Origin of the sequence: Legionella lytica, assembly GCF_023921225.1 — a bacterium.
Classification (GTDB): Bacteria; Pseudomonadota; Gammaproteobacteria; order Legionellales; family Legionellaceae; genus Legionella; species Legionella lytica.
The window spans coordinates 2,202,867-2,215,275 of record NZ_CP071527.1; the positions used below are offsets into that span (position 1 = coordinate 2,202,867).

A 12,409-nucleotide genomic window follows, 5' to 3' on the forward strand; every position below is an offset into this window, starting at 1 on the left:
TTTATTTTGAGGTGGAATAAAAATATAATACCTTTTAAAATAGCAGTCAAAAATCTAATGAATTTTAGTGCATTAGAATTTCAAATTTTAATTTACAAAACATTCAACCCAAGCACCATTTGCTGACATGCAGACAGCTTAGAAAAATTAATTTTATTGTCTGCTCAAAAGAACAACCAATAACTTCTAATCAACGAAGTTGAGATAAACCAAGTTGGTTCGAATATTGGAAATTCGGCATTTTATCCCCATATACGGGCAATGAAATAGCACCGTACTTATGGGCAACTTGTAATTCTGTGATATTCATTTTATTAGCAATAACTCCTATCAAACATTGATAATCGCAGTCAAGCCAGAATTTATTTAATGCCTGTTGTGTTAGCGTATTCCTTATAGTAATGCCACAAACAGTTGTTCGATCCTCGAACATAGGCGGGTCTCCTCCAATTTTTTGCGTAAACTTATATTTTGTTCCCTCAATCTCTAAAAATAGCAATTCATCTAAACTACTCTTGCGAAATCGATTATATTCTTGCGGGTAAGCCGTTAGCCACCAACATTGGGTTAACCATCCCTGCATTTGCTCAGGACCAACGAGTTCTCGTAAATCGCAAATTTTCCAACCTGTTAATAATTTAGATGTAACATAATGCTCCATATCTGCAAAACTTTCTCTTTGAGAAAGATGCAAATTCCGTTGTATGCGGGGCAACGCGTTAATACCCTCTGTTAGTAAGTCACGTCCAATTAACTGGCTGACATCATGTGTAGAAAATAAACAGTCATAGAGCTCATATCCTGGCCTGCAATAAACGGCTTTATCATCTGTATTAATTAAAGCTTTTAAATTGTATTGCATCAAAGCAATATTAGGGGTGTGGGGTATTTTATTGCGATGACGCAGCACTCGTCCTGCCAATTGAATAATGGAGCGAAAAGAAGATGGCTCGACTACGGCCCAATCAAAATCATGGTCACGTCCCACTTCTTCTACCGGTGTAGCAACCAAAATAAAAATCATATGGGGTGATTTACTCTTTGATAAATGACGACGGATTATCTCATCTTGAGAAAACTTTGGGGCCTCCCCTTCTTTTTCATTGCGCTTGAGCACCTTATCCAGGTGTTTTTCCTGCTCACTACGTAGTAACAATACTTGCTGACTATGATATGGCATTACACGAAAATCAATGTCATCAGGCCAGTCAATACTCGCTAAATACTCAGTCAAAGCGACACAAGGCTCAATATTTGCCATACGCACCAGACCAAATGACACCCTTTTTTTAGTGATGGGTTCAATCTCTGCGTGATGTAAATGCTTTGCAATAATTTCTTGCTGAATAAGGTTAAAATATGCATGTTGTATTGTTATCTTGTCTTCATTCGATCTCACCCCATTTTTTAGTTCTTTAATATGCTGGCAAGATACTATATTCACTTTGCGCTTGATTGGCTGCGCTTTTAATTTTTTAACTCGCTTGTCGACAAAAGATTGATGGTATTGCTCATAACTCTCTAACGCCTTTAGAGTATCAAGCTCAGATAACGTATCAACCTGAGTGCCGAACTCATCGATCCATGCACAAGCAATATTAAAACTAGCATCTCGTGTTTTGGCAAATAACAACCAACCTTCGCGGTAGGCGTTCAAATATCCTAGAGCAAGATCTGGGGGAATAGTTGCCGAAGAAATCATGACTTTACGCCCTAACATACCCGCTAAATGAATAAGGCGGCCAATGGCAATAAGATCAGCTCCATTAAAGTCGTCAATTTCATCAATAACTAAATCTGATGACATTAAACGTAGGCTTGGTAATATGTAACGACCTCCTCGCATACATTCTGTTGCAGGCATTAGATGATCAATCGTACAAGCTAGAACAGGTGAATATAGGAATTGACGATTACGCTCATCTTTCAGAACAGTATTTAACCGAATTTCAGGTATTGCACATTCGTAATCAATAACATCATCATCAAGGAGTGACTCGAGCGACTCCGAACCAACTGACTCATAAATATCTTCCTGCTCTTGATGTTCACGCCTATTTTGCTTATGTAACTCCATCACTGCTTTAGAGCCAATCATTACGGCAAGCTCACTATTATCCAAACCAATGCGTTCCCGATATTCATCACCAGTTTGCAGCGTAAGGCTTCTAAGGCCAAGCGCTAAAATAAAACGCAAACTGTCACTATCTGGTGAAAGCGCACGCATGACTTTTGCGTTGGCATAAGTTTTGCCACAACCCGTACTTGCCATATTTACAGCAAAAAAACCATGTGGTTTATCTTGATGTGCAATAGGAACCGTTTGTTTCCATTCTTTTATTTTTTCAACAGCCTTATCTTGCCATCCAAAGGCAAGAGGACTTTTTTTCTTAAGGGAGCGAATATCATACGCGTAGGGCAACTCCTTCTCAAATGCAGGCAAAAGGTGTGCTACATCAAGTGCCGCATGAGCGACTCCAACCAAATGCTCATCCAGTTTTTGCTTAGGCTCCCCTTTTTGATGCTCGTCAAGATCATTTCTATATGTATTGGCAATCAAATTCATATCTGATTTCCAAATCTTACTCGCATCTTGTGACGAATAATTATGATCACCAAGCATTAATGATAATCGTGCGTGATGTAAAATTAATCGCCAGCTGCCATCCTCCATAGCCTGATTTAATAAAGGGAAGCTCACCTGCATTTTGGATGCCCACTTTTTGATTTGCTTAAGCCATGGCTGTGACTGGCTGGATAAGCCATGATTAAAGGTCAAACAATCTTTTAGTTTTTCTTTAAAGAATTTTTCATCCTTTTTATTTTCATAACCCCACATTTGCGATATTTGATTCAAGACTTTATCAAGTGTATTTGCAGGTTCTCCTTTCCATACATCGTTAAAATTAATTGGCACTTTATGATGAGACACGATCAACCATGCCAACAAGCCAGCGAGCGGCGGTAAATCGTTCAACGGTTTTTCTAAAAAATCTTGTGTTAAAACCATTTCTCCCAGCTCACCATTACCCAAACGCTCTAACCATTCGGCATCTGTGTCAGATTTTACAAATGCACGAAACAATAAAACTGATACCCACTCATGCCGTAAAGGATCCCCTATTTTACTTCCAGCTTTCAATTTATCCTGGAAATAATTAGATGCTTTTCCAAAGTCATGAAATAAAGAGGCCAATGCCGCCAAACATTTTATTAAAGGAAGGTAATGCCAATCATTTTCCCATTGTGAATTTAAAATTTCTTTTCGTGTGTAATGTACTGGAACAATACCTTGCGCATTAAATTTATTACGATTTCCGATAATCCATATTAAGTCGCTGCGACTTCGGCTCCTCAACCAATGACAAGAAACAGCAGTATTTTTTGACGCTGTTTTTCTTAATAATTTTTTTACTGCATTTAAGCCTTCATTGGTGATAATAGTTTGCCACGTATTATCTCCGATACGATTGGCAAATGAGTCCAGTACCCGGCGTGTTTTATTTAACGCTTTTTTTTCGCATTGCGATATAAATGTAACCATCATAATGAAGCACCTTCAAAACTAATCGTTTTTACAAAGTTAAACATAAATTCCATTGCATTGTATTTAATAAAATTTTGTAAACATTGTTGGCGAAACTCTTGTTCAGTTGCTTCATCTTTAGCGCAGATAAAAGCCCATGGTAAAATCAGTGCATCTTTAATCAAATCAGCCACGTCAAAAACCAAAGCTCCTCGACGTGTTTTACCATGCATCACTGCAAAACCATGGGGAATACCTAAGACCCAAAGCGTTGTTGCTGCGAGTCCGTATGTTAAATAATTGCCATGGTTTAAAAAGGCGTTGGCATCATCCTCGCTATTATATTCTCGGGTAAATCCAACTTGATTCGTACGACTGGCAGCTGCTTTATAGAGTGCTTTAGTTAGTTTCGCCTCAATAAGTAATAACTCATTGACTGTTTGAGCATTTTCGATGCTAGTGCGGAAGTTGGCGAGTGCCATCTGAATATCCATATCATCCAAATAAAATCCGCTCGCCTTTAAATCAGAATCCTTTTCCCATACTTGTTCAATAAAAGTAATGCGAGCCTGTTGAAATCGTTTTGCTGCATGTAAACGTTTTATTTCATCAAACCAAAACGACATCCAGCCTTGTACATATTCCGTTGGGCGATATTCACTTTGCGGGCAAAACCATTCCACCTCATTCGCCATAATTAGTGGAGTACCTCCGCTACCGCTAAATCCAATTAAAACACCTGCTGAGGCCAGAAGTCTTACCGCAGACTGAGTAATTGACGTACCTGTACCTAATAAAATGACTGTAGTGTTGGCGATTGGAATATTCCAATAATGTTTTTCACTTACAGACTCCGTAAGATACACAACACGCCCGTCCTTAGCCATCACACGGCATTTCTCAATATAATAAATATTCGCTCGTTTAGAGTGTAAAATCGCTTTAAGATCTGTAAGGAATTCCATTTTTTTATCCAAATTTAATATTTTCTTTTATTGTATGGAAATAAGGTGACCACAATAAAAATTGTAAATTAAAACTAAATATCTTTACATCTTAATTTTTTGTCCATGATTTTCTCGAATTAGCGCGACCAACTCTGAGATATCCTTACTTAAATTTTGGGTGCATTGTATTCGAAATAAGGATGATGACCGACTGATTAGTCTTTGGTAAAATAGCCCAGCCTACAGGTGATTAGCACGTAATTAGTTAATTATTTAGATATTAACAACCATATCAAATCCGCCATAAATCATGCGCTTGCCATCAAAAGGCATAGGATTAGTGTCTGCTTGGAAACGAGGATCTTCCATGGCTTTTTTCATCCCTACATCACGGACTTGTTTGGAAGGCCAAAGAATCCATGAAAAAACAACTATTTCATCCTCGTTACATTTGACCGCCATAGGAAAAGAAGTGACTTTTCCTTCAGGAACGTCATCGCCCCAACACTCCACCAATTGCAAGGCTCCATGTTCTTTAAATATTAAGCCAGCTTTAGTTGCATGCTCAATATATTTGTCTTTATTGGCCTTAGGTACTGCGACCACAAACCCATCGACATAATTCATAAAAACCTCCATGTAGTTTATAAAATACAGCAGCCTTAATATAGCCCCGTTACTATCTTTTTCCAAATTATAGAATCATATTGAGTACAGAGAAAGATTCCTCCATAAAACGATTTATAGCCAAATTTTTTAGTATTAATCCCTATCACCTTTATGATTTTAACAGCGGTACTAATTTTGCATTCTAGTCTATTGGTCAAGAACACCCCTTAACAGTCTCAGGGATGTCCTTGCACCATTTCCAACCAATTTCCCGCATAATATATAGATTCTAGGGACCTTCATATGGCTCAGATTCTCTGTTGCTGCGATCAAATGTTGATAACAAGGCTTTGAGACGTACTGATAAACCTGATGAAGGTGGTGTTGGAATGTTCTTCCCTGATGGGCCTGAAGGATGGTTGATCTCACCATCAATGCGACTTAATAAATAGGGAAAGAAAGGATTAGATGGCAGCCGTCTTAGAAAATCCTGATCAACAATTAAGACTCCTCGTTCACCGCGTATGTCCAGAGCTCCCAGGTTGTAGCCGTATTCGTCTTTGGTTTTAGGGTCTGGTTGTGCTCCATAAAGTGGATCGTCCATGGGAATGGGAACTGAGAGATGTGAAAGGGAGAAAATTCCTGGGGGGTAAGGCATATTTAGCGAACGAACTCCAGCCTTTAACTGGCCGAGCATGGGAAACGATGCTGCCTTACTCAATAAGACATTAACATTTATGATTGAGCAAGAACTACCTGATGATATTAAAGCACTGAACATGGCGTATGCTTCAGGAGAATGGGAAACCATTGAAAAACTTGCTCATCGAATGAAAGGCGGCTTGGTTTATTGTGGTGCTTTTAAATTAGTCCTTGCTTGCCAATACCTCGAACGATACCATAAAGCTCAGCAAGTCAAATTCCTTGAACCACTTTATAAGCAATTATGTGAGGTCATTGATGAAACTAAAGCTGCAATTAATCAATGGCTTTCATCCTAAACTGCCCCTATAGCCTTGATAAAATCAAGGTTTCCTACTCCCCTTGATTGCACTGCACCAAGATTGCTTACTAACTAATTTCGTCATACCAATAACTCATGTTATAGTGATACCTAGGATCTTATTCGAATACGGACATGCTCAATTTTTTACTTCACCCAATTACTAGCTTCAGGAAATGGTATTTAATTTCTCAAACAACAACTTATATCTGGAATAAAGAATATGCTTACTCCATTCTTAATCAACATCCAGATAAATTACCGTTGATTGAAAAACTATACGCAATCAGTCGACTTTATGATCCCATCTGGGAACGCTTAGCGAATGATCCTAAAGCGTGGGCTGGGGTCAATGCCCTATTTGAGCATGATATGCTTACTAGAGAATTGGTGGATTGGCTATTACAGAAAAAAAAATTTCCTCTCAATAACGTCATTGTAGGATATGAGGCCATTCGTCCATACACACTCTCTCCAGAAGACTTTTTTCTAACTTACAACAAATACAATCACATTGTTCCCTTATTAAGTAACCATGCACCGCTATTGAAATGTTTGCTAAAAGCAGGATTAATAACAAGGAACGGGTTAAATTATTGGTTATCCTCTCCAGAAGAACTTCCCCACGAGCTGTTGTATGCTCATAACAACGTCGCTCTAGTGGAGCTTTTACATAAGTATGGTTTGATTAGACCCGGAGAATTAGTTCCTCAGGGTGAATGGAAAAGATTAGGCTCTTTCCCGCCCTCGCATTTCGAGATACTTCTAAAACTAGAATCTTCAGGATTGCTAAATGAAGACAACATGCAACGAATTCACTCTTGGTATCAAGATTTAACTCTTTTAAATAATTCCTATCAAGACGAAACTGAATTTAAACTTTGGGCCTCTCTATTGTTAGGCGCCTCAACCGATCGCACTCTCTTTATCAAAGCTGGAACGGCGCGTTTTAGCAAAAATCTTGGCACCTTAGCAAAAGAGGAATCTTTAAGTAACTTCTGGGAGCGCTGCCTAGACATAGAAAAACAAGAGTCACCAAGTACAAATGCTTATAATACGCTCGCTAATTTAACTAAATTAGCCTCGGTGGAACATCGATTCTTTCCTCCATCAGCTCCAGAAAAACCAAGTTCAGAGCAAAATAACTACCTCCTCGATATAGTTCCTCCTACTCGTAATTCCGTGTGTATCATGTAGTCTGTATTCGCGTAGGGTAATACAGGCTACGTAGTGAGACTCACTCAAGGCTAAGCTCACTATGTAAAGGACTACATTTTTTCCCTGTAAAATAAATAAAAACCAAACATAAAACAGCACAAATACTTATAGGAATACCTGGGTTTAAGTGATTTTCAGAAGTAATAATTAAAGAAGGTATCAATCCGCCAAATAAAGTCAGACTCATATTATAAGAGACGGCTAGCGCCCTGCCACGTTGACTTAATCTAAATTGAGTCACCATAAAAGCTGGCAGAGCCCCATTGAGGACCGCTTGAATAAGCGCGAAAAAAATTAACGCCACAATGCAAAAAGTACTATCAAGCCAAGGCAATACAGCAAAAACAATGTAAGAAAACGATAAATAAAGTAAGGAAGCAATCTTTATTTGTCTTATTACACCAAATTTATCCGCTAAAATCCCTGCAAATGGTAAAGCAATCAAATAGGTTAAAATGGCAATAAATGTGATTAAAATCGACTGCTTATGCGAATATAAATTTAATGACGTAGACAAAAACGTGGGCATAAAAATGAAGGTAATATAAAAAGCAGAAGCAGATAAATTAGTGACGATAAAGGCCCCTAATAATTCCTTCTTATAATTTTTAATCAGGGTGCTGAAACTCGATATTACCTGCGTTTCCTTAGGTATAAAATTATCAATCTTGTTTCGAATAAACAGCAAAACAACACAACTCAATGCACCAATTAAAAATGGAATACGCCAAGCGTATTGAATAACTTGCTCATGAGGTGTCAAATAAAGAAGAATAAAAATACTAAGGTTAGCTAATAATAGCCCTACACTACCGCCAACAAATGCGAAACTTCCAGAAAAAGCCGGTGACTTCTTCCCCTGCTCTACAGCCATAATAATAGCCGAAGAATACTCTCCGGAAATGGATAATCCTTGGATGATTCTACAAATGATAAGACCAGCACCATAATACATACCCATGATATGAGCAGGCAGCAAACCAATTGCTGAGGTAGCTAGAGTCATGAATAAGGTTGAAACCAGTAATACCTTTTTCCGTCCCAAATGATCAATTAAATACCCGAAGCCAAACGCCCCCAAAGGTTTAACAATATAACTGACAACATACGCCAAAATAGTAAAATTAATGGCTGTACTTTTTTCCTGAGAAGGAAAGAATACTTCCGACAATACCGGAATAAGTAAAGGAAACACTGTAAAGTCATAGACTTCAATCAATGTTCCTAAAAAAGCAGAAAATAATGTAACTTTTTTCATGTACATCCAAGCAAAGTTTGATAGAGCATTATAACACTGGATGCAAAGAAGTAGCAGCAAACGTAGGCTGTCAAGCCCAGCATAGATTCGCAAAAAACAGCAGCCTATTCTATAAATCCTCTCTTCGAAATACATATCCTTGTCGTCCAAATTGTTTGGCACAATAAGCTGCACGCATTGCTAATCTTAATTCATGGATAGTATTATCAGAACATAGGTCTTTATGGTAAATTTTTATGGCGAATTGGGGAGCAACTTCAGATGATTCTAAGCTGCCTTGCTTAACTTTTCCAACCTAAAAAATTTTAAATCCCTTTTAACGGGCAACATGATACGCTCAACTCATTCCCGAGACATAAGGTATCGATTTCGATTGATACGCAATTTAATTTTTTAATTAAAATTTCGCAAGAAATGGATAGAATAAATAATGTGCAAAACCTATCATTAATTAAAAAGGCATCCAGATAAAAATGGCTTAACACATACAAAGAACGAGCCAAGGAGTTGAAACATGATAGAGCATAAACAAAGCAACTATGAGCGAGTAGAAACAGCCATAAATTACATTAATGACCATTTTAAAGCCCAGCCATCACTAGATGAAATTGCCAAAGCAATTCATGTTAGCCCCTATCATTTTCAACGCATCTTTAGTGAGTGGGCAGGCGTTAGCCCCAAAAAATTTATGCAATACATTAGTCTTAATTATGCTAAAAGCTTATTAAAAAATCGTATGCCACTACTCGACGTTACTTATGAAACGGGCTTGTCCAGTTGCAGTCGTTTACATGATTTATTTGTGAATATTGAAGGCATGACTCCTAGAGAGTTTAAAAATGGCGGAGCCGATTTAGCGATTAATTATTGTTTTGCTGAAAGTCCGTTTGGAAAGGTTATTATAGCCTCTACTTCCAAAGGAGTATGTGCCATGTCTTTTGAAGAAGATGAAAATCACGCCTTACTCGATTTAAAAAAACGCTTTCCCAATGCAAAATATCATCAAATCATGGATAAATTTCAACAAGAGGCGCTCCTTATATTTCAAAAAGATTGGAGCAATCTTAATAAGATTAAACTGCATTTGGCTGGAACCCCATTTCAATTAAAAGTTTGGGAAAGCCTTTTAAAAATCCCTCTAGGGTCTTTGGTTACTTATGGTGATATTGCTCAAGATATAGGAAACCCAAAGTCATCACGAGCAGTAGGCTCAGCGATTGGCAGCAACCCGGTAGCTTTTCTCATCCCCTGCCACCGTGTAATTCAAAGCAGTGGCAAGATAAGTGGATATCTTTGGGGAGAAACCAAGAAAAAAGCAATTATAGGATGGGAAGCAGCTAAAATTGAGTTGTAGATGTTTAAGGTGAATTAAGTGGATCTTATCGAACAAATAAATGGGGAATTACATAATTTACTCCCTTATGAAGGTACTGTGCATTATTATGGTTCTATTATGACCCAGCAAATGGCTGATGAATTTTACCATGCCTTAATGCAAACCATCCAATGGAAAAATGATGAAGCCATTATTTATGGAAAAAAAATCATTACTAAACGCAAAGTAGCATGGTATGCCGATGAGCCCTTTTCCTATACTTATTCCAAAATAACTAAAACAGCAGAGCCATGGCTTCCTATTCTCAACGAGCTAAAAATGATGGTGGAAAAAGAAAGCGGAGAAACCTATAACTCATGCTTACTTAATTTATATCATGATGGCAACGAAGGTATGGCTTGGCATAGTGATGCAGAAAAAGATTTAAAGAAACATGGGGCTATAGGCTCACTTAGTTTTGGTGCGGAACGTAAGTTTTCATTTAAACATAAAAAAACACATGAAATTGTTTCAAAAATCCTCCAACATGGTAGTTTATTAGTAATGAAGGATTCAACTCAAAGTAACTGGCTTCACCGTTTACCACCAACAAAAATAGCGTGCATGCCAAGAATTAATTTAACATTTCGAACTATTGTACGTACTATAATAAATTCAACAGTGATATAAGCAAATTAAAGGATTAAATATCATGATAGATCTTTATTACTGGCCTACACCAAATGGACATAAAATTACCATTTTTCTAGAAGAAGCTGATTTACCATACAACCTAATTCCCATAAATATTTCTAAGGGAGAGCAATTCGCTGAAGACTTTTTAAAAATATCACCGAATAATCGAATGCCTGCATTGGTTGATCATGATTCAAAAGATTCTGAAAAACCTATATCTATATTTGAATCAGGCGCCATCTTACTTTATTTGGCTGAAAAAACAGGGCAGTTTTTACCAACTACCGTACACAAACGCTATGAAGTACTACAATGGCTATTTTGGCAAGTTGCAGGTTTAGGTCCAATGGCAGGACAAAATCATCACTTCTCTATATACGTCAAAGATGTACCTTACGCTGCTGAGCGTTATGTCAGAGAAACAGCCAGATTATATGGTGTTTTAAATAAGCATTTAGCAAACCAAGAGTTTATAGGAAATGAGTACTCAATTGCGGATATGGCTTGCTATCCATGGATTGTTCCTCATGAAAAGCAACAGCAAGATTTAAATGACTTTCCTTCGTTAAAAAGATGGTTCATCCAAATCCAAGAGCGTCCTGCGGTTCAACGTGCATACGACCTAGAAAAAGACATTAATGTTGACCAGGTCTTATCTGAGGAAGCAAAACAAATTTTATTTAATCAGGGCAAAAAAACATAAAACATCAGAAGTCTATAAAGCTTTAAGCCTTTTTCTTAGAGGATGATTCAAAAGCAAAAATAGTGAACAGACTTATTTAGGACTTGTTCGTGGAATTCAGTGATTTCACTCATTTCTCAGCAGGCCTAGCTCAGGCGACTTATCCGCCTGAGCTAGGAAATGAGTCTAGAGCCCCTAACTCAGTTAATTAAATTTGGCTTGCAATGCATCATCCTCTTCGATTGCTGATTGAATTCGTCCTACATTTAATTTTCTTAATTGACTAAAAAAGTTAACATCTTCAGCATTGCTTAGCTTTACTGGTATCCTTTGCCACAGAACCATTTTTTCTTTTTCAGTAATCGAATCTCTAATTTTTCGCCCTAAGCTTAAATCGAATTCCTGATCGTTTTGCTCGTTGAATTGAATACTCGATACTTGAATATCTTCTAAATCCAGTTCCCTGGCCTCTAAAAACTCTTTAAACGTTCCAGGTTGCAAGACTGGTGGGTTCGTTAGAAATTGATTTAGCTGTTCTTTGTTATGAAATTTTGCAGTAGCAAATATAATGACTCTCACACTAACGCGATCGATATCGAGCGCTGCTCTAAATCCATTAAGATCATGGATGTCAGTCCGTTGGGTAGCCCCATTGTTATCTACCCAATAAAGTTGATTTTTTCGACAGAGGAAAATAAAGGTATTCTTGTCACGCGTATCAGGCAGCACGCTATCATGCATATGAATTAAATAGTCTGGATTATCTAATTTATATGACAGTACTCCTTCTCGCAGCAGATTTCCTTCCTTACTAAGCACCGTGTGAGCTAAATAAGTAACCGGGCTAAAAATTAGAGTACCTAATCCAGCAAACAAAATACGAGGAAGATTCCAAATCCCATAGAGCACTACACACGCGATTGGATTAATATTTTTTCCTATCGCAAAAATAAGCTTATTTACAGCATAGTGTAATCCGAGTGTTAGAAAATCAAAGATCCCGAGTTGATCTTCTCTATTGTGTGTACGTCCACCATAAAAAATCTGGAAAGAATCTTTTAACTTTCCTCCAAATGTAGTTCTATGTGAATGCGCATGAGGGTATTTCTTGGTTTCCATTAATAAGCTAAACGGATTGAATATTGGCATATCTAT

The 12,409-nt window shown here is 37.6% G+C and carries 11 protein-coding genes; 5 read left to right on the forward strand and 6 right to left on the reverse strand.

The genetic code is table 11. The annotated features are described in order from the left end of the window. Positions 1 to 190 precede the first annotated feature (190 nt). The 4 genes from cas3f to J2N86_RS09720 all read right to left on the reverse strand — a co-directional run bounded on the left by cas3f (position 191) and on the right by J2N86_RS09720 (position 5,779). Positions 191 to 3,547 carry a type I-F CRISPR-associated helicase Cas3f gene (cas3f, locus tag J2N86_RS09705; RefSeq protein ID WP_252579192.1) on the reverse strand — a complete coding sequence of 1,119 codons (3,357 nt, stop codon included), beginning with the start codon at positions 3,545 to 3,547 and terminating at the stop codon, positions 191 to 193. Then, positions 3,544 to 4,491, reverse strand: coding sequence for a type I-F CRISPR-associated endonuclease Cas1f (gene cas1f / locus J2N86_RS09710; RefSeq protein WP_252579193.1), 948 nt, complete (start codon positions 4,489 to 4,491; stop codon positions 3,544 to 3,546). Before cas1f ends, cas3f begins: the two co-directional genes overlap by 4 nt. 255 nt (positions 4,492 to 4,746) lie before the next feature. Next, positions 4,747 to 5,100 carry a DUF1428 domain-containing protein gene (locus J2N86_RS09715; protein WP_252579194.1) on the reverse strand — a complete coding sequence of 118 codons (354 nt, stop codon included), beginning with the start codon at positions 5,098 to 5,100 and terminating at the stop codon, positions 4,747 to 4,749. Between the two features lie 271 nt (positions 5,101 to 5,371). Beyond that, positions 5,372 to 5,779, reverse strand: a complete 408-nt coding sequence (locus J2N86_RS09720) for a hypothetical protein (RefSeq protein ID WP_252579195.1) — start codon at positions 5,777 to 5,779, stop codon at positions 5,372 to 5,374. Here J2N86_RS09720 and J2N86_RS09725 point away from each other — a divergent pair. Together J2N86_RS09725 and J2N86_RS09730 are read left to right on the forward strand one after the other, a co-directional pair. Continuing rightward, on the forward strand, positions 5,778 to 6,083 hold the full coding sequence (locus J2N86_RS09725; protein ID WP_252579196.1) for an Hpt domain-containing protein: 306 nt from the start codon (positions 5,778 to 5,780) through the stop codon (positions 6,081 to 6,083). The two genes, J2N86_RS09720 and J2N86_RS09725, sit on opposite strands and share 2 nt — an antisense overlap. A gap of 137 nt (positions 6,084 to 6,220) precedes the next feature. After that, complete coding sequence (locus J2N86_RS09730; RefSeq protein WP_252579197.1) at positions 6,221 to 7,282, forward strand: hypothetical protein; 1,062 nt, start codon at positions 6,221 to 6,223, stop codon at positions 7,280 to 7,282. Between the two features lie 40 nt (positions 7,283 to 7,322). Here the strand turns inward: J2N86_RS09730 and J2N86_RS09735 are convergent, their stop codons facing one another. Further along, positions 7,323 to 8,561: an MFS transporter gene (locus J2N86_RS09735; protein WP_252579198.1), complete on the reverse strand. Its 1,239-nt coding sequence runs from the start codon at positions 8,559 to 8,561 to the stop codon at positions 7,323 to 7,325. A gap of 514 nt (positions 8,562 to 9,075) precedes the next feature. Here J2N86_RS09735 and J2N86_RS09740 point away from each other — a divergent pair. Genes J2N86_RS09740 through J2N86_RS09750 form a run of 3 tightly spaced genes read left to right on the forward strand, consistent with a single transcriptional unit; the run spans position 9,076 to position 11,275 of the window. Next, a complete protein-coding gene (locus J2N86_RS09740; protein WP_252579199.1) occupies positions 9,076 to 9,915 on the forward strand; it encodes a bifunctional helix-turn-helix domain-containing protein/methylated-DNA--[protein]-cysteine S-methyltransferase in 840 nt (279 codons plus the stop codon). Between the two features lie 18 nt (positions 9,916 to 9,933). Further along, the gene (locus tag J2N86_RS09745; protein ID WP_252579200.1) at positions 9,934 to 10,566 is read left to right on the forward strand and encodes an alpha-ketoglutarate-dependent dioxygenase AlkB family protein; all 633 of its coding nucleotides are present in this window, start codon (positions 9,934 to 9,936) and stop codon (positions 10,564 to 10,566) included. A gap of 22 nt (positions 10,567 to 10,588) precedes the next feature. Then, positions 10,589 to 11,275 carry a glutathione S-transferase N-terminal domain-containing protein gene (locus J2N86_RS09750; RefSeq protein WP_252579201.1) on the forward strand — a complete coding sequence of 229 codons (687 nt, stop codon included), beginning with the start codon at positions 10,589 to 10,591 and terminating at the stop codon, positions 11,273 to 11,275. Positions 11,276 to 11,458: 183 nt separating this feature from the next. Here the strand turns inward: J2N86_RS09750 and J2N86_RS09755 are convergent, their stop codons facing one another. Continuing rightward, the gene (locus J2N86_RS09755; protein WP_252579202.1) at positions 11,459 to 12,403 is read right to left on the reverse strand and encodes a hypothetical protein; all 945 of its coding nucleotides are present in this window, start codon (positions 12,401 to 12,403) and stop codon (positions 11,459 to 11,461) included. Positions 12,404 to 12,409: the final 6 nt, after the last annotated feature.

Bases quoted from the DNA above. Each gene is read 5' to 3' on its own strand.
- cas3f (WP_252579192.1), bottom strand. From the start codon at position 3,547: ATGATGGTTACATTTATATCGCAATGCGAAAAAAAAGCGTTAAATAAA.
- cas1f (WP_252579193.1), bottom strand. From the start codon at position 4,491: ATGGAATTCCTTACAGATCTTAAAGCGATTTTACACTCTAAACGAGCG.
- J2N86_RS09715 (WP_252579194.1), bottom strand. From the start codon at position 5,100: ATGAATTATGTCGATGGGTTTGTGGTCGCAGTACCTAAGGCCAATAAA.
- J2N86_RS09725 (WP_252579196.1), top strand. From the start codon at position 5,778: ATGGGAAACGATGCTGCCTTACTCAATAAGACATTAACATTTATGATT.
- J2N86_RS09720 (WP_252579195.1), bottom strand. From the start codon at position 5,779: ATGCTCGGCCAGTTAAAGGCTGGAGTTCGTTCGCTAAATATGCCTTAC.
- J2N86_RS09730 (WP_252579197.1), top strand. From the start codon at position 6,221: ATGCTCAATTTTTTACTTCACCCAATTACTAGCTTCAGGAAATGGTAT.
- J2N86_RS09735 (WP_252579198.1), bottom strand. From the start codon at position 8,561: ATGAAAAAAGTTACATTATTTTCTGCTTTTTTAGGAACATTGATTGAA.
- J2N86_RS09740 (WP_252579199.1), top strand. From the start codon at position 9,076: ATGATAGAGCATAAACAAAGCAACTATGAGCGAGTAGAAACAGCCATA.
- J2N86_RS09750 (WP_252579201.1), top strand. From the start codon at position 10,589: ATGATAGATCTTTATTACTGGCCTACACCAAATGGACATAAAATTACC.
- J2N86_RS09755 (WP_252579202.1), bottom strand. From the start codon at position 12,403: ATGCCAATATTCAATCCGTTTAGCTTATTAATGGAAACCAAGAAATAC.